The 16,212-nt window shown below is 52.8% G+C and carries 14 protein-coding genes; 10 read left to right on the top strand and 4 right to left on the bottom strand.

The genetic code is table 11. The annotated features are described in order from the left end of the window. The first annotated feature begins 37 nt into the window (after window positions 1–37). Window positions 38–1,195: a DNA-binding transcriptional regulator CdaR gene (cdaR, locus tag J4685_RS15275; RefSeq protein ID WP_000929465.1), complete on the top strand. Its 1,158-nt coding sequence runs from the start codon at window positions 38–40 to the stop codon at window positions 1,193–1,195. A gap of 88 nt (window positions 1,196–1,283) precedes the next feature. Here cdaR and J4685_RS15270 read toward each other — a convergent pair whose 3' ends face one another. Beyond that, a complete protein-coding gene (locus J4685_RS15270; RefSeq protein ID WP_000272193.1) occupies window positions 1,284–1,670 on the bottom strand; it encodes a DUF3461 family protein in 387 nt (128 codons plus the stop codon). 246 nt (window positions 1,671–1,916) lie between these two features. Here J4685_RS15270 and J4685_RS15265 point away from each other — a divergent pair, with 246 nt between their 5' ends. Continuing rightward, window positions 1,917–3,218: an MFS transporter gene (locus J4685_RS15265; RefSeq protein WP_000017190.1), complete on the top strand. Its 1,302-nt coding sequence runs from the start codon at window positions 1,917–1,919 to the stop codon at window positions 3,216–3,218. A 36-nt stretch (window positions 3,219–3,254) separates the two neighbouring features. Here the strand turns inward: J4685_RS15265 and dapD are convergent, their stop codons facing one another. From dapD to map, 3 genes are all read right to left on the bottom strand, one after another. Next, window positions 3,255–4,079 carry a 2,3,4,5-tetrahydropyridine-2,6-dicarboxylate N-succinyltransferase gene (gene dapD / locus J4685_RS15260; RefSeq protein ID WP_001186673.1) on the bottom strand — a complete coding sequence of 275 codons (825 nt, stop codon included), beginning with the start codon at window positions 4,077–4,079 and terminating at the stop codon, window positions 3,255–3,257. A gap of 29 nt (window positions 4,080–4,108) precedes the next feature. Further along, window positions 4,109–6,781 carry a bifunctional uridylyltransferase/uridylyl-removing protein GlnD gene (gene glnD, locus J4685_RS15255; RefSeq protein WP_001094520.1) on the bottom strand — a complete coding sequence of 891 codons (2,673 nt, stop codon included), beginning with the start codon at window positions 6,779–6,781 and terminating at the stop codon, window positions 4,109–4,111. A gap of 112 nt (window positions 6,782–6,893) precedes the next feature. Continuing rightward, window positions 6,894–7,688, bottom strand: coding sequence for a type I methionyl aminopeptidase (gene map, locus J4685_RS15250; RefSeq protein WP_001018214.1), 795 nt, complete (start codon window positions 7,686–7,688; stop codon window positions 6,894–6,896). A gap of 450 nt (window positions 7,689–8,138) precedes the next feature. On the opposite strand from map, the gene rpsB reads away from it, so the two are divergent. The 8 genes from rpsB to rseP all read left to right on the top strand — a co-directional run bounded on the left by rpsB (window position 8,139) and on the right by rseP (window position 16,190). Then, window positions 8,139–8,864: a 30S ribosomal protein S2 gene (gene rpsB / locus J4685_RS15245; RefSeq protein WP_000246886.1), complete on the top strand. Its 726-nt coding sequence runs from the start codon at window positions 8,139–8,141 to the stop codon at window positions 8,862–8,864. A 257-nt stretch (window positions 8,865–9,121) separates the two neighbouring features. After that, window positions 9,122–9,973 (top strand): translation elongation factor Ts, encoded by an 852-nt coding sequence (gene tsf / locus J4685_RS15240; RefSeq protein WP_000808107.1) that lies wholly within the window; start codon window positions 9,122–9,124, stop codon window positions 9,971–9,973. 144 nt (window positions 9,974–10,117) lie between these two features. Further along, the gene (gene pyrH / locus J4685_RS15235; protein WP_000224567.1) at window positions 10,118–10,843 is read left to right on the top strand and encodes a UMP kinase; all 726 of its coding nucleotides are present in this window, start codon (window positions 10,118–10,120) and stop codon (window positions 10,841–10,843) included. A gap of 146 nt (window positions 10,844–10,989) precedes the next feature. Further along, window positions 10,990–11,547, top strand: coding sequence for a ribosome recycling factor (frr, locus tag J4685_RS15230; protein ID WP_000622421.1), 558 nt, complete (start codon window positions 10,990–10,992; stop codon window positions 11,545–11,547). A 141-nt stretch (window positions 11,548–11,688) separates the two neighbouring features. Then, entirely contained in the window at window positions 11,689–12,885 is a 1,197-nt protein-coding gene (gene ispC, locus J4685_RS15225) for a 1-deoxy-D-xylulose-5-phosphate reductoisomerase (protein ID WP_000811905.1), read from the top strand. A 312-nt stretch (window positions 12,886–13,197) separates the two neighbouring features. Next, window positions 13,198–13,956, top strand: a complete 759-nt coding sequence (gene ispU / locus J4685_RS15220; protein WP_000947413.1) for a (2E,6E)-farnesyl-diphosphate-specific ditrans,polycis-undecaprenyl-diphosphate synthase — start codon at window positions 13,198–13,200, stop codon at window positions 13,954–13,956. A 12-nt stretch (window positions 13,957–13,968) separates the two neighbouring features. Continuing rightward, on the top strand, window positions 13,969–14,826 hold the full coding sequence (gene cdsA, locus J4685_RS15215) for a phosphatidate cytidylyltransferase (RefSeq protein ID WP_000922424.1): 858 nt from the start codon (window positions 13,969–13,971) through the stop codon (window positions 14,824–14,826). Window positions 14,827–14,837: 11 nt separating this feature from the next. Further along, complete coding sequence (gene rseP / locus J4685_RS15210; RefSeq protein WP_000949017.1) at window positions 14,838–16,190, top strand: sigma E protease regulator RseP; 1,353 nt, start codon at window positions 14,838–14,840, stop codon at window positions 16,188–16,190. Window positions 16,191–16,212 lie beyond the last annotated feature (22 nt).

Genomic DNA, 16,212 nt, shown 5'->3' with positions numbered 1-16,212 from the left:
CTTCCTTATGCTTGTGCTCTGCTCACAGGAGGGATTTATGGCTGGCTGGCATCTTGATACCAAAATGGCGCAGGATATCGTGGCGCGCACTATGCGCATCATCGATACCAATATCAACGTAATGGATGCCCGCGGGCGTATTATCGGCAGCGGCGATCGGGAACGTATTGGTGAATTGCACGAAGGCGTGCTGTTAGTGCTGTCGCAGGGCCGGGTTGTGGATATCGACGACGCCGTGGCGCGACACCTGCACGGGGTGCGTCAGGGGATTAATCTTCCCTTACGCCTTGAGGGCGAAATTGTCGGCGTGATCGGCCTCACCGGCGAACCAGAGCATCTGCGTAAATATGGCGAACTGGTGTGTATGACTGCCGAGATGATGCTGGAACAGTCGCGGTTAATGCACCTTTTGGCGCAGGATAGCCGTTTGCGCGAAGAGCTGGTGATGAACCTGATTCAGGCCGAAGAAAATACGCCGGCGCTGGTGGAATGGGCGCAGCGTTTGGGGATCGATTTGAACCAGCCGCGTGTGGCGGCGGTGGTGGAAGTCGACAGCGGCCAGCTTGGCGTCGATAGCGCAATGGCGGAACTTCAGCAGTTGCAGAATGCGCTTACCACGCCGGAGCGTAACAACCTGATAGCCATTGTTTCTCTCACCGAGATGGTGGTACTCAAACCCGCCTTAAACCCGTTTGGTCGTTGGGATGCTGAAGATCATCGTAAGCGCGTAGAGCAGCTTATCTCGCGCATGAAAGAGAATGGTCAGCTACGTTTTCGCGTGGCGCTGGGCAATTACTTTACCGGGCCGGGCAGTATTGCACGCTCATACCGCACGGCGCGCACCACGATGATGGTCGGCAAACAGCGGATGCCAGAAAGCCGCAGCTATTTTTATCAGGATTTGATGCTGCCGGTTCTGTTAGATAGCCTGCGTGGCGGCTGGCAGGCCAATGAGCTGGCGCGCCCGCTGGTAAAACTCAAAGCGATGGATAACAACGGGTTATTACGTCGGACGCTGACGGCGTGGTTTCGCCATAATGTCCAGCCGCTGGCGACCTCTAAGGCGCTGTTTATTCATCGTAACACGCTGGAATATCGGCTAAATCGTATTTCGGAACTGACCGGGCTGGATTTGGGAAATTTTGACGATCGGCTGTTGCTGTATGTGGCGCTACAATTGGATGAACAGCGTTAAGCCCGGCGGCGCTTCGCTTACCAGGCCTACGGGGATATACCTGTAGGCCGGATAAGGCGTAACACGTCGCCATCCGGCAACACACAGCTTACTTACGGGTAAGCTTGTCCAGATCGGCTTCGATTTCACTGATCTTATTCGCGACGACGCTTTCCAGATGGCGCAAGTCGTCGAGGATCTTACGTTTGAGATCGAGTTCTGAGCGGTCGCGCTGGCAGATTTGGTCCAGCTCGTCAATCACATAGCGTAGGTTGGGGCTAATCTCCTGTACTTCTTTATAACCCTGACCGATGCCATCGGCCACCACTGTTTTACGCTGGCGTGGATACTTAAACTTCACGCTTTTAGCAAAGAATTCACCTCTATCCTTTTGAAAATAGATTTTCAGGATATCGTTATTGGCTTCTTGCCGCAGGCTGTAACGATCGATTTCCTCAGGATTGGTAATGCCCAGACTTTTTAGATTGTCATACATAGCGGTATCCTTCATCACACTATAACTTTTGAATAATTAACGAAAAATTGGTTTTTCGCCACCAATGTATACAAAAAAAGCGCGGTTGATCGCAGAAGACGTCTCGGCAACGTCATGAGCAAAAGGGCGGCGGTTATTGATAGCTTAAGTAATTCAACGCGATATTCCGTTTATAGAGAAAGCGTTTGAAGTCAGTGTGGGAAATTGACCGGAGGCAGTGGTCGATAACCTTGAGAGGCGGAGTCTATGTCCGGAACGTATAATGCTACTATTCGCCGGGTGGTGGTTTCCGCCTGGATAGGAAACTCCATTGAATATTATGATTTTCTATTATACGGCCTGGCAAGCGCGCTGGTATTTGGCCCGCTTTTTTTTCCTGGCGCCAGCCCATTGACTGCAACGTTATCTTCTTTTGCCAGTTTCGGCGTGGGATTTATCTCCCGACCGCTGGGCGCGCTATTTTTTGGCAACAGGGGAGATACGCTTGGGCGTAAAAACACGTTATTAATCACGTTAGGGGGGATGGGCGCGGTCACGTTTCTCATCGGTTGCCTGCCTTCTTACGCCAGTATTGGCGCGCTGGCGCCTGCTTTACTGGTTATTCTGCGTTTTCTACAGGGATTTATGGTTGGAGGCGAATGGGGAGGCGCCATGTTGATGGTCGTGGAATATGCTGCTGGAAAGCACCGGGGGCGGTTAAGCGCGCTATCGCAAACAGGAGGACTCACGGGACAATTATTGGCGACAGGCGTATTTATAGTCGTGACCCAATTACCGAAGGAGGCGTTGTTATCGTGGGGATGGCGTATTCCTTTTCTGCTCAGTGCGCTTTTGGTGTTGCCGGGATTATATATGCGTCATCGTCTGGATGAGACGCCTGTCTTCCGTGCGTTTAAAAAGCAGCAGGCCATTAATCATAGGCAGCAAAGAGAAGAAAGGCCGGTGGTCAAAGTAGTACGAGAACAATGGCGTAGCATTTTGCTGATTATAATTCTGCGTTTTGCGGAAAGCGTTCCCTTTTTTCTTGCTACCGTCTTCGCGGTTTCCTGGGCGACGACGCAGCTTGGGATTGCCAGCCTGACTATTCTGTACATTGTAATGTTCACCTGTCTGCTGGCGTATCCCATGCACGTGCTATTTGGCATCATGTCGGATCGGCGTGGCTGCCGTCAGGTGTATATTTTCGGCGCGCTTTTTGTCGCGGCAATGGCTTTTCCCTTTTTCTGGCTGCTGGAAAGCCGTTCGCTCATACTGATGACAATGGGCTACGTTCTGCTTATTAACATTGGTCATAATTCACTGAATGCCGTGCAACCTTCTTTTTTCGCCGGACTGTTTCATCCGCCTGTATGCTACAGCGGTTCATCAATTGGCGCTCAGTTGGGGGCGGTTGTGGCAGGGGGATTCACGCCGTTTATCGCTAAAGCGTTAAGCGCAGTCTATGATAACAGTTGGACTTTGGTTGCCGGTTATGTCGTTTTGACTGCGTTGGCTTCGGCGTTTGCGGCAAAGATTGCGCCGGAAACCGTTTTACCGCATTCGCCGTAATGCAAAGGGGGGCTGTCGCCCCCGCTTTTCACTCGCTTAATCAATAGTGCGCAATAATTCGTTAATGCCCACTTTACCACGCGTTTTGGCGTCGACTTTTTTCACGATCACCGCGCAGTACAGACTGTACTTGCCGTCTTTTGACGGCAGGTTGCCGGAAACGACCACGGAGCCCGCCGGTACGCGGCCATAGTGAACTTCACCGGTCTCGCGATCGTAGATTTTGGTGCTCTGGCCGAGGTATACCCCCATGGAAATGACGGAACCTTCTTCGACAATGACGCCTTCCACGACTTCAGAACGCGCGCCAATAAAGCAGTTGTCTTCAATGATGGTCGGGTTAGCCTGCAGCGGCTCCAGTACGCCGCCGATACCCACGCCGCCGGAAAGGTGAACATTTTTACCAATCTGCGCACAGGAACCCACAGTCGCCCAGGTGTCAACCATGGTGCCTTCGTCAACGTAGGCGCCGATGTTAACGTAAGACGGCATCAACACGGTGTTGCGGGCGATAAATGCGCCCTGACGAACGGCCGCAGGCGGAACGACGCGGAAGCCTTCTTTCTGAAAACGCGCTTCGTCGTAATCAGCGAATTTCATCGGGACTTTATCGAAGTAGCGGCTTTCCGCACCGTCGATAACCTGGTTATCGTTAATACGGAAAGAGAGCAGAACCGCTTTCTTCAACCACTGGTGAGTGACCCACTGACCGTCGATTTTTTCTGCGACACGCAGCGCGCCGGAATCAAGTAGAGAAATGACCTGGTTTACCGCCTCTCGGGTCACGGTATCTACATTAGCCGGCGTAATATCGGCGCGGCGCTCAAAAGCGGTCTCAATAACGTTCTGTAACTGCTGCATTGTTAAACTCTTTCATATAAATAAACACACTACCCTTTATCGTTTGGATTGAGGGCCGCTGTCAACCGTTGTTGTACCTCAAGTTGCAGCACATTATTAAGCGCGCGCCGATCCGCTGTGGCGATTATGAATAAATCTTCTACTCGTTCACCAATGGTTGTAATTCGGGCGCCATGAAGCGAAATTCCCAGATCGGCAAAAATTTGTCCGACCCTGGCCAGCAGACCAGGCTGATCGAGCGCGATCAATTCCATGAATGATTTTCTGTCGGTATGGGTGGGCAGAAAATTGACTTCCGTTTCGACCGTAAAGTGCCGTAACTTTGCCGGTTGCCGACGCGGCTGCGGCGGCTGCCAGCTACGCTGCGTAATGGTCTGTTCAAGACCGGTGCGAATGACTTCATGGCGATCTGCCGCCAGCGGGCTGCCGTCTGGTTCCAGTACAATAAACGTATCCATTGCCATGCCGTCGCGGGTGGTAAAGATCTGCGCGTCATGGACGCTTAAATTACGCCTGTCCAGCTCGGCGCAGACGGCGGCAAACAGATAGGGTCTGTCCGGACTCCAGATAAAAATTTCGGTTCCGCCGCGCGTGGCCTGCGGACTGAGCAACACTAACGGTTGGCGCAGATCGTGCTGCAATAAATGGCGTGCGTGCCAGGCGAGCTGATTTGGACTATGACGAACAAAATAGTTAGCGCGACAGCGGGTCCAGATTTTGTGCAGCGCGGCTTCATCAATATTGTCCATTCGCAGCAGCGCCAGCGCCTGAAGCTGATGGTGACGCACGCGCTCACGCATATCCGGCGTATTTTGCATTCCACGCCTGAGCTGTTTTTCAGTGGCGAAGTACAGCTCGCGCAGCAGGCTCTGTTTCCAGCTATTCCACAAGGTTTCGTTGGTCGCGCAGATGTCTGCGACGGTCAGGCAGACCAGAAAACGCAGCCGTGTTTCGGTTTGCACCTCTTCGGCAAACTGCTTAATGACTTCCGGATCCTGGATGTCGCGGCGCTGGGCGGTGACTGACATCAGCAGGTGTTGGCGCACCAGCCAGGCGACCAGTTGCGTTTCGCGTGAGTTCAAACCGTGCAGTTCGGCGAAGGTGAGTACATCCTGCGCGCCCAGTACCGAATGGTCGCCGCCGCGTCCTTTCGCAATATCGTGGAACAGCGCGGCGATCAGGATCAGTTCCGGATGGGGAAGCCGCGGCCAGAGATCGACGCATAGCGGATGGCGCTGGCGTGTCTCTTCTTTCGCAAAGCTCTCCAGTTTGAGCATTACGCGGATGGTGTGTTCATCCACCGTGTATGCGTGGAACAGGTCAAACTGCATTTGTCCGACGATGTGCGACCACTGCGGCATATAAGCCCACAGTACGCTGTGGCGATGCATGGGCAGCAGGCCGCGGCTGACCGCGCCGGGATGGCGTAGCATACTCAGAAACAGAGTGCGCGCCTCCGGGATGTAACACAGCGGTTGGCTCAGGTGGCGGCGGGCGTGGCGCAAGTGGCGTAACGTCGTAGAGTAGATGCCGGTGATCGCGCTATTGCGCACCATCATATAAAACATCCGCAGGATCGCTTGCGGTTCGCGGATAAACAGCGTGTCGTCACGCAGATCAATGAGCGTGCCGCGCAGTTGAAACTCATCGTCAACAGGACGTGGTTTTTCATCCGCAGGCAGCGCCAGAATCGCCTCGTCAAATAGCTGAAGCAGCATCTGATTAAGTTCGCTCACCCGACGCGTAACCCGGAAGTAGTCTTTCATCATCCGCTCAACCGGATCATTGCCCTCGCCGCTGTAGTTAAGGCGTTGAGCGACGCTTAACTGGCGGTCGAACAGCAGGCGGTTATCGTAGCGGCTGACCACCAGATGTAGCGCAAAGCGAATGCGCCACAGGATATGCAGGCACTCGTTGAGCTCCGCGCGCTCAGCCGGGGTTAAAAAGCCGAATCCCACCATCTCATCGAGCGAGGTGGCGCCGAAGTGACGTCGGGCGACCCACTGCAATGTATGGATATCGCGCAGGCCGCCGGGGCTGCTTTTAATATCCGGCTCCAGATTATAGCTGGTACCGTGATAGCGCTGGTGGCGCTGGTTCTGCTCTTCTACTTTGGCGGCGTAAAATTTGTCGGACGGCCAAAAACCTTCGCTGAAAATATGTTTTTGTAGTGCCAGAAACAGAGCGACATCACCGATCAGCAGGCGCGTTTCGATGAGGTTTGTTGCAACGGTTAAATCAGACAGACCTTCCAGCAGACACTCTTCCAGCGTACGTACGCTATGCCCGACATCCAGCTTGACGTCCCAAAGTAAAGTCAGCAGCTCGCCGACCTTTTGCGCCTGTTCATCGGGCAGCTTTTTGCGGCTTAAAATGAGCAGATCAATATCGGAAAGCGGATGCAGTTCGCCGCGTCCATAGCCGCCGACGGCGACCAGCGCCAGATCGGCAATCTGACCGAAACCGGCCTCAATCCACAGGCGTTGCAACAACTGGTCGATAAATTCGGTTCGGGCTTCAATAAGCTGTTCAGCACAAATGCCGCTGTCAAATGCCTCTCCCAGCCAGTGTTGAAAGATGTCGATGCGGGCTTTGATACCGGCGACGGTCAGTTCAGCGCGCGGCCAGACGCCAGGGTTTTGCGGCTGGTCAGGGAGGGTGGGGAGTGCGGTATTCGCGTGCTGTTCAGGAAGAGTATTCATATGCGCCACCCATTAAAAAGCCGGATGGTGGCGTGAACGCCTTATCCGGCCTACGAAGTAGTACAATTTGTAGGCCTGATAAGATGCGAAGGCATCGCCATCAGGCAAAACATTATTCGTCGTGTGTGATGATCGCCGGGATGGTGTCATCTTTACGCAGCGTCAGAATTTCACAGCCGTTTTCCGTTACCACAATAGTATGCTCGTACTGAGCAGACAAGCTGCGGTCTTTGGTTTTTACCGTCCAGCCGTCTTTCATGGTGCGGATACGGTAATCCCCGGCATTCAGCATCGGTTCAATGGTAAAGGTCATGCCAGGCTGCAACACGACGCCACCATCGTCTGCATCATAATGCAGCACCTGCGGTTCTTCATGGAAGCCGCGACCAATACCGTGTCCGCAGTATTCACGTACCACGGAGAAACCTTCGCCTTCGGCATATTTCTGGATGGCGGCGCCAATGGTGCGCAGGCGGATGCCCGGTTTCACCATTTTGATGCCCAGATACAGGCTCTCTTGCGTGACGCGGCACAGACGCTCGCCCAGAATAGTCGGTTTGCCGACGATAAACATCTTTGAGGTATCGCCGTGGAATTCATCTTTAATCACGGTCACGTCGATGTTGACGATATCACCATCTTTCAGATGTTTAGCGTCATCCGGAATGCCGTGGCACACCACTTCATTAATAGAGATACAGACGGATTTCGGATAGCCGTGGTAGCCGAGGCAGGCGGAGATCGCGTGTTGTTCGTTAACGATGTAATCGTTACAGATACGGTCCAGTTCGCCGGTGGTGACGCCCGGTTTGATATACGGTTCGATCATTTCCAGCACTTCGGCTGCCAGACGGCCCGCGACGCGCATTTTTTCGATGTCTTCAGATGTCTTGATAGAGATAGCCATGAATTCTGTCCATCAGTGCCGATGATTTCGGCAATAATTGTGTAAGTGCTGACAATGGTATCAGTCAGGGGTGTACCCTGCCAAATTGAGAATCATTCTGAACTTCGCCTTTCGTGCCACAGGTGCGTTGGCGACATTTTTTCACCCCAGTCACTTACTGGCCGTAAGCTCCCGGGGATGCAAAAATTTGCCGCCTGCCTGTAACACGAAATTCATCGTTCAATTCAGCACTGAGTGCCAACAATTATTGGTGTCGGTGGCGTATTTGTGGTATAAAGCGCGCCGGACTTCCGATCCATTCGAAGACTACACACGATGGACGGGAGCGACAAATCTCACTTTGTGTAACAACACACACGTATCGGCACATATTCCGGGGTGCCCTTTGGGGTCGGTAATATGGGATACGTGGAGGCATAACCCCAACTTAATCTATAGAGGTTTTAAATCATGGCAACTGTTTCCATGCGCGACATGCTCAAGGCTGGTGTTCACTTTGGTCACCAGACCCGTTACTGGAACCCGAAAATGAAGCCTTTCATCTTCGGCGCGCGTAACAAAGTTCACATCATCAACCTTGAGAAAACTGTACCGATGTTCAACGAAGCTCTGGCTGAACTGAACAAGATCTCTGCTCGTAAAGGTAAAATCCTTTTCGTTGGTACTAAACGCGCTGCAAGCGAAGCGGTGAAAGAAGCTGCTAACAGCTGCGACCAGTTCTTCGTGAACCATCGCTGGCTGGGCGGTATGCTGACTAACTGGAAAACAGTTCGTCAGTCCATCAAACGTCTGAAAGACCTGGAAACTCAGTCTCAGGACGGTACTTTCGAAAAGCTGACCAAGAAAGAAGCGCTGATGCGTACTCGTGAGCTTGAGAAACTGGAAAACAGCCTGGGCGGTATCAAAGACATGGGCGGTCTGCCGGACGCTCTGTTCGTTATCGATGCTGACCACGAGCACATTGCTATCAAAGAAGCGAACAACCTGGGTATCCCGGTATTTGCTATCGTTGATACCAACTCTGATCCGGACGGCGTTGACTTCGTTATCCCGGGTAACGATGACGCAATCCGTGCTGTTAGCCTGTACCTGGGCGCTGTCGCTGCAACCGTTCGTGAAGGCCGTTCTCAGGATCTGGCTTCCCAGGCGGAAGAAAGCTTCGTAGAAGCCGAGTAATAAGGCTTGATAACTCCCTAAAATAGTTCGAGTTGCAGGAAGGCGGCAAGCTCGAGAATTCCCGGGAGCTTACATCAGTAAGTGACCGGGATGAGCGAGTGAAGGCAACGCGCCTGCGGCTCGAAATATGAAGGGGAGAGCCCTTATAGACCAGGTAGTATCACGTTTGGTTAGGGGGCCTGTATATGGCCCCCTTTTTCACTTTTATATCTGTGCGGTTTGATGCCGGGCAGATCAAATCTTTCGAGGATTTTAGAATGGCTGAAATTACCGCATCCCTGGTAAAAGAGCTGCGTGAGCGTACTGGCGCAGGCATGATGGATTGCAAAAAAGCGCTGACTGAAGCGAATGGCGACATTGAGCTGGCAATCGAAAACATGCGTAAGTCCGGCGCTATCAAAGCAGCGAAAAAAGCAGGCAACGTGGCTGCTGACGGCGTAATCAAAACCAAAATCGACGGCAACGTCGCTTTCATTCTGGAAGTTAACTGCCAGACTGACTTCGTGGCTAAAGATGCTGGCTTCCAGGCATTTGCTGACAAAGTGCTGGATGCCGCTGTTGCTGGCAAAATCACTGACGTAGAAGTCCTGAAAGCGCAGTTCGAAGAAGAGCGCGTTGCTCTGGTTGCGAAAATCGGCGAGAACATCAACATTCGTCGCGTAGCTTCCCTGGAAGGCGACGTTCTGGGTTCTTACCAGCACGGTGCGCGCATTGGCGTTCTGGTTGCCGCTAAAGGCGCTGACGAAGAGCTGGTTAAACAGCTGGCGATGCACGTTGCGGCAAGCAAGCCGGAATTCGTTAAGCCGGAAGACGTGTCTGTTGACGTGGTAGAGAAAGAGTACCAGGTACAGCTGGACATCGCGATGCAGTCCGGTAAGCCGAAAGAAATCGCAGAGAAAATGGTTGAAGGCCGCATGAAGAAATTCACCGGCGAAGTTTCCCTGACTGGTCAGCCTTTCGTCATGGAACCGAGCAAATCTGTTGGCCAACTGCTGAAAGAGCACAACGCTGACGTGACTGGCTTCATCCGCTTTGAAGTGGGCGAAGGCATTGAGAAAGTCGAGACTGACTTTGCAGCAGAAGTTGCTGCGATGTCTAAGCAGTCCTGATTTTCCTGAGGAGCCGCCTGAGGGCGGCTTCTTTTGGCGCCTCTCTTGTAAAATCAGCCGACGCCTGGCGTCTGCGCTGAAATGCGACGTACAATGTCGCCGGAATTAACTCATATCAATCGTTGACAGTCTCAGGAAAGAAACATGGCTACCAATGCAAAACCCGTCTATAAACGCATTCTGCTTAAATTAAGCGGCGAAGCTCTGCAGGGTACGGAAGGCTTCGGTATTGATGCAAGCATACTGGATCGTATGGCTCAGGAAATCAAAGAACTGGTTGAACTGGGTATTCAGGTTGGTGTGGTGATTGGCGGTGGTAACCTGTTCCGTGGCGCGGGTCTGGCAAAAGCGGGGATGAACCGCGTTGTGGGCGACCACATGGGCATGTTGGCCACCGTCATGAACGGCCTGGCAATGCGTGATGCGCTTCACCGCGCCTATGTGAACGCCCGCCTGATGTCGGCAATTCCTTTAAACGGCGTGTGCGACAACTACAGTTGGGCCGAGGCGATTAGCCTGCTGCGTAATAACCGTGTTGTGATTCTGTCTGCAGGTACGGGTAACCCGTTCTTCACTACCGACTCTGCGGCCTGTCTGCGCGGGATCGAAATTGAAGCGGATGTCGTACTGAAAGCGACCAAAGTGGATGGCGTATTCACTGCCGATCCGGCAAAAGATCCTTCCGCGACCATGTACGATCAGCTGACCTACAGCGAAGTGCTGGATAAAGAGCTGAAAGTGATGGATCTGGCGGCGTTCACGCTGGCTCGTGACCACAAACTGCCGATTCGTGTTTTCAACATGAACAAACCGGGCGCGCTGCGTCGTGTGGTGATGGGCGAAAAAGAAGGGACGTTAATCACGGAATAATTCCCGTGAGCGCCAAATACGGGTAAGATTCTGTTCTATTGACGGGTCTTATTACCTGGCAGAAATTAAACGAGACTATACTTAGCACATCTTTATATTGTGTGACCGTCTGGTCTGACTGAGACTAGTTTTCAAGGATTCGTAACGTGATTAGCGATATCAGAAAAGATGCTGAAGTACGCATGGAAAAATGCGTTGAAGCGTTCAAAACCCAAATCAGCAAAGTGCGCACGGGTCGTGCTTCTCCCAGCCTGCTGGATGGTATTGTCGTAGAATACTATGGCACTCTGACCCCGCTGCGCCAGTTGGCAAGCGTAACGGTAGAAGACTCCCGTACCTTAAAAATTAACGTGTTTGACCGTTCTATGGGGCCAGCCGTTGAAAAAGCGATCATGGCGTCAGACCTCGGTTTGAATCCAAGCTCTGCGGGCACCGACATTTGCGTTCCGCTGCCGCCGCTGACCGAAGAACGTCGTAAAGATCTGACGAAAATTGTCCGTGGCGAAGCGGAGCAGGCGCGTGTCGCCGTTCGTAACGTCCGCCGTGATGCGAACGATAAAGTAAAAGCTCTGCTGAAAGATAAAGCGATCAGTGAAGATGACGATCGTCGCTCTCAGGAAGAAGTACAGAAAATGACCGACGCGGCAATTAAGAAAGTTGATGCGGCGTTGGCAGATAAAGAAGCAGAACTGATGCAGTTCTGATTGATCTGTACGCAGATATAAACTCATTCCACCGCTAAACCTGGCGGATGAGTGGTGTACAAAGCGCCGCGCAAAAGACATTATCAGGTCTCCTGTGCGGCGTTTTGCTTTTTATTCCGTTTCAACACTTCTGGACGTTTCATGAAGCAATTAACCATTCTGGGCTCGACCGGCTCTATTGGTTGCAGCACACTGGACGTGGTGCGCCATAATCCTGATAGCTTCCGCGTTATCGCGCTGGTGGCGGGTAAAAATGTTGCCCGCATGGCGGAGCAGTGCCTGGAGTTCTCGCCGCGTTATGCCGTGATGGACGATACGTCGAGCGCAGAACAGCTCAAAATAATGCTTCAGCAGCATGGCAGCCGCACCGAGGTTCTGAGCGGTCAGCAGGCTGCCTGTGAGATGGCGGCGCTTGATGAGGTCGGGCATGTGATGGCGGCCATTGTGGGCGCGGCTGGTTTACTGCCGACCCTGGCGGCGATTCGCGCAGGGAAGACGATTCTGCTGGCGAATAAAGAATCGCTGGTGACCTGCGGGCGGCTGTTTATGGACGAAGTAAAACGCAGCAACGCCCGGCTTTTACCCGTCGATAGCGAACATAACGCGATTTTTCAGAGTTTGCCGCAATCTATTCAGCATAATCTGGGATACGCTGACCTTGAGCAAAATGGCGTAACGTCGATTTTGCTTACCGGGTCTGGTGGCCCGTTTCGTGAAACGCCCATGTGCGATCTGGCAGCGATGACGCCGGATCAGGCATGTCGTCATCCGAACTGGTCGATGGGGCGAAAAATCTCCGTCGACTCCGCCACCATGATGAATAAAGGTCTGGAATACATTGAAGCGCGTTGGTTATTTAATGCCAGCGCACGTCAGATGGAAGTGTTGATCCATCCGCAATCGGTCATTCATTCGATGGTGCGTTATCAGGACGGCAGCGTCCTGGCGCAGCTTGGAGAACCTGACATGCGTACGCCTATTGCGCATACGATGGCATGGCCGAATCGCGTCACGTCCGGCGCGCAGCCGCTTGATTTTTGCAAACTCAGCGCGCTGACGTTTAGCGCGCCAGATTATCAGCGTTATCCGTGCCTGAAGCTGGCGATGGAGGCGTTTGAGCAAGGTCAGGCGGCAACGACGGCGCTCAATGCGGCAAACGAAATCACCGTTGCCGCGTTTCTGGCGCAACAGATTCGTTTTACCGATATCGCCGGGCTCAATTTAGCGGTGCTGGAGAGGATGGATTTACAGGAACCGGCAAGCGTTGAGGACGTATTGCAGGTTGACGCCATCGCGCGTGAAGTAGCCAGAAAACAAGTGATACGGCTCTCACGCTGACGATTATCCCGCGACAGAAGATCGTGCTATTTGTTAGCGTTGGGCTTCGGTGATATAGTCTGCGCCACCTGATCGCAGGTTTTTGGCTTTTTTCGGTCAGGTTAGCCGTGGTTTTACACGGCTTTTTTGTGGATACACAAAATCATTCAGGACGCATCGGGACGGCAGGCGGATACGTTCCCGGCGTGCGCAGACAGCGCACGACAGGGGCGATGACGCGCAGTCATCCGCGAAGCGGAGCGAAGAGAATGTGTATAAAGGCTTCAGTATTCCTGAGTACCGCTAAATCCTTTCAGGGACAAAAAACGCGTTATGTTGTCTGCAACTCAACCAGTAAGCGAAAATTTGCCAGCACATGGCTGCCGTCATGTTGCCATAATTATGGATGGCAATGGTCGCTGGGCGAAAAAGCAAGGGAAGATCCGGGCCTTTGGGCATAAAGCCGGGGCGAAGTCTGTCCGGCGAGCGGTCTCTTTTGCTGCCAATAACGGTATTGATGCGTTAACGCTGTATGCCTTTAGTAGTGAAAACTGGAACCGACCGGCGCAGGAAGTGAGCGCGTTAATGGAGCTGTTTGTGTGGGCGCTGGATAGCGAAGTCAAAAGCCTGCACCGCCATAACGTTCGCCTGCGTATTATCGGCGATATCAGCCGATTTAACTCACGTTTACAAGAACGTATTCGCAAATCAGAAGCGCTTACCGCCCATAATACGGGTCTAACGCTGAATATCGCTGCGAATTACGGCGGACGTTGGGATATTGTCCAGGGAGTCCGACAACTGGCGGAGCAGGTGCAGGCTGGAGTGCTGCGCCCCGATCAGATTGATGAAGAGAGACTAGGCCAGCAAATCTGTATGCATGAGCTGGCGCCTGTGGATTTAGTAATTAGGACTGGGGGAGAGCATCGCATTAGTAACTTTTTGCTTTGGCAAATTGCCTATGCCGAACTTTACTTTACGGATGTTCTCTGGCCCGATTTCGATGAACAAGACTTTGAAGGTGCGCTGCATGCCTTTGCTAATCGAGAGCGTCGTTTCGGCGGTACCGAGCCTGGTGATGACAAAGCCTGATGGGGGTCGCTTTTGCTGAAGTATCGCCTGATTTCTGCTTTTGTGTTAATACCCGCGGTCATCGCTGCGCTTTTTTTATTGCCGCCGGTGGGGTTCGCCATTATTACGCTGGTTGTCTGTATGCTGGCCGCGTGGGAATGGGGGCAGTTAAGCGGTTTCGCCGCGCGTTCACAGCGGGTTTGGCTGGCGGTGCTGTGTGGTCTGTTATTGGCGCTGATGTTATTTTTGTTGCCTGAGTATCATCACAACATTCGTCAACCGCTGGTTGAGATGTCGCTTTGGGCATCGTTAGGATGGTGGGTTGTCGCGCTACTGCTGGTGCTATTTTATCCCGGTTCGGCGGCAATCTGGCGCAACTCAAAAACATTGCGTCTCATTTTCGGTTTGTTAACTATTGTGCCATTTTTCTGGGGCATGCTGGCGCTGCGCGCCTGGCACTATGACGAGAATCATTACAGTGGCGCAATATGGTTACTCTATGTCATGATCCTGGTCTGGGGAGCGGACTCTGGCGCGTATATGTTTGGTAAATTGTTTGGCAAACATAAGCTGGCGCCGAAAGTTTCCCCGGGTAAAACCTGGCAAGGGTTTATCGGCGGGCTTGTTACGGCTGCCGTGATCTCATGGGGTTACGGTATGTGGGCGAATCTGAATGTTGCGCCTGTTATCTTGCTGATTTGCTCTGTGGTGGCGGCTCTGGCTTCTGTACTGGGCGACCTCACCGAGAGTATGTTTAAGCGCGAAGCAGGAATTAAGGATAGCGGCCACTTGATTCCAGGCCATGGCGGCATTCTGGACCGAATTGACAGTCTGACGGCTGCCGTACCGGTCTTTGCTTGCCTGTTGTTACTGGTGTTCAGGACGCTCTAACGGAAGGTTTTATGCTGAGTATTCTCTGGAATCTGGCTGCATTCATCATCGCACTGGGCGTGCTGATCACTGTGCATGAATTTGGTCATTTCTGGGTTGCCCGGCGCTGCGGTGTGCGAGTTGAGCGCTTTTCCATCGGTTTTGGCAAAGCGCTCTGGCGTCGTACCGATCGGTACGGCACCGAGTATGTCATCGCCCTGATCCCGCTGGGCGGCTACGTCAAAATGCTGGATGAGCGCGCCGAACCGGTAGCGCCGGAATTGCGTCGTCACGCCTTCAATAACAAAACGGTGGGCCAGCGTGCCGCAATTATTGCCGCAGGTCCGGTTGCGAACTTCATTTTTGCTATCTTTGCTTACTGGCTGGTCTTTATCATCGGCGTCCCTGGCGTTCGTCCGGTCATTGGCGAAATAACGCCCAACTCGATTGCTGCGCAGGCGCAAATTGCGCCTGGTACGGAACTTAAAGCCGTTGATGGTATCGAAACCCCTGATTGGGATGCCGTGCGTTTACAACTGGTGTCCAAAATTGGCGATCAGCAGACGACGGTGAGCGTCGCGCCGTTTGGCAGCGACCAGCGGCAGGACAAAACGCTTGATTTACGTCACTGGGCATTTGAGCCTGATAAGCAAGATCCTGTATCTTCTTTAGGGATTCGGCCCCGCGGGCCACAGATTGAACCGGTACTGTCAGAAGTGCAGGCGAATTCCGCAGCCAGTAAAGCGGGTTTGCAAGCAGGCGACAGGATCGTTAAAGTCGATGGTCAGCCGTTAACGCAGTGGATGAAATTCGTGACGTTTGTACGTGATAATCCCGGTAAGCCGTTAGCGTTAGAGATTGAAAGGCAGGGGAGCGCCTTGTCGTTGACGTTAACGCCGGATACGAAATCGGTTAACGGAAAGGCGGAAGGGTTTGCAGGCGTGGTGCCTAAAATTATTCCTCTGCCGGAAGAGTACAAGACTATACGCCAGTATGGGCCTTTTAGCGCCATCCTCGAAGCCACGGATAAGACGTGGCAGTTGATGAAGCTGACGGTCAGTATGCTGGGTAAATTGATAACCGGTGATGTGAAACTGAACAACCTCAGTGGGCCGATTTCTATCGCTCAGGGGGCTGGGATGTCAGCGGAGTTCGGGGTGATTTATTACCTGATGTTCCTTGCGCTAATCAGCGTGAACTTAGGGATAATTAACCTGTTTCCGCTGCCCGTTCTTGACGGGGGTCATCTGCTGTTCCTGGCGATTGAAAAGCTTAAGGGCGGGCCGGTATCCGAGCGGGTTCAAGACTTTAGTTATCGCATTGGCTCGATTTTGCTGGTGTTGTTAATGGGGCTTGCACTTTTCAATGATTTCTCTCGGTTGTAAGAGAGTTAGTTAGGAAGAACGC

The sequence above is a fragment of the Salmonella sp. 32100201201700099SM genome (assembly GCF_017572645.1).
GTDB lineage: Bacteria > Pseudomonadota > Gammaproteobacteria > Enterobacterales > Enterobacteriaceae > Salmonella > Salmonella enterica.
The sequence above is the reverse complement of the archived record's forward strand: the minus strand, read 5'-3'. Positions and strand labels throughout refer to the sequence as shown.

Excerpts from the sequence above, each read along its gene's own strand:
- rpsB (WP_000246886.1), top strand. The coding sequence starts at position 8,139 with ATGGCAACTGTTTCCATGCGCGACATGCTCAAGGCTGGTGTTCACTTT.
- map (WP_001018214.1), bottom strand. The coding sequence starts at position 7,688 with ATGGCTATCTCTATCAAGACATCTGAAGACATCGAAAAAATGCGCGTC.
- pyrH (WP_000224567.1), top strand. The coding sequence starts at position 10,118 with ATGGCTACCAATGCAAAACCCGTCTATAAACGCATTCTGCTTAAATTA.
- dapD (WP_001186673.1), bottom strand. The coding sequence starts at position 4,079 with ATGCAGCAGTTACAGAACGTTATTGAGACCGCTTTTGAGCGCCGCGCC.
- J4685_RS15270 (WP_000272193.1), bottom strand. The coding sequence starts at position 1,670 with ATGTATGACAATCTAAAAAGTCTGGGCATTACCAATCCTGAGGAAATC.
- cdaR (WP_000929465.1), top strand. The coding sequence starts at position 38 with ATGGCTGGCTGGCATCTTGATACCAAAATGGCGCAGGATATCGTGGCG.
- J4685_RS15265 (WP_000017190.1), top strand. The coding sequence starts at position 1,917 with ATGTCCGGAACGTATAATGCTACTATTCGCCGGGTGGTGGTTTCCGCC.
- rseP (WP_000949017.1), top strand. The coding sequence starts at position 14,838 with ATGCTGAGTATTCTCTGGAATCTGGCTGCATTCATCATCGCACTGGGC.
- ispC (WP_000811905.1), top strand. The coding sequence starts at position 11,689 with ATGAAGCAATTAACCATTCTGGGCTCGACCGGCTCTATTGGTTGCAGC.
- tsf (WP_000808107.1), top strand. The coding sequence starts at position 9,122 with ATGGCTGAAATTACCGCATCCCTGGTAAAAGAGCTGCGTGAGCGTACT.
- ispU (WP_000947413.1), top strand. The coding sequence starts at position 13,198 with ATGTTGTCTGCAACTCAACCAGTAAGCGAAAATTTGCCAGCACATGGC.
- glnD (WP_001094520.1), bottom strand. The coding sequence starts at position 6,781 with ATGAATACTCTTCCTGAACAGCACGCGAATACCGCACTCCCCACCCTC.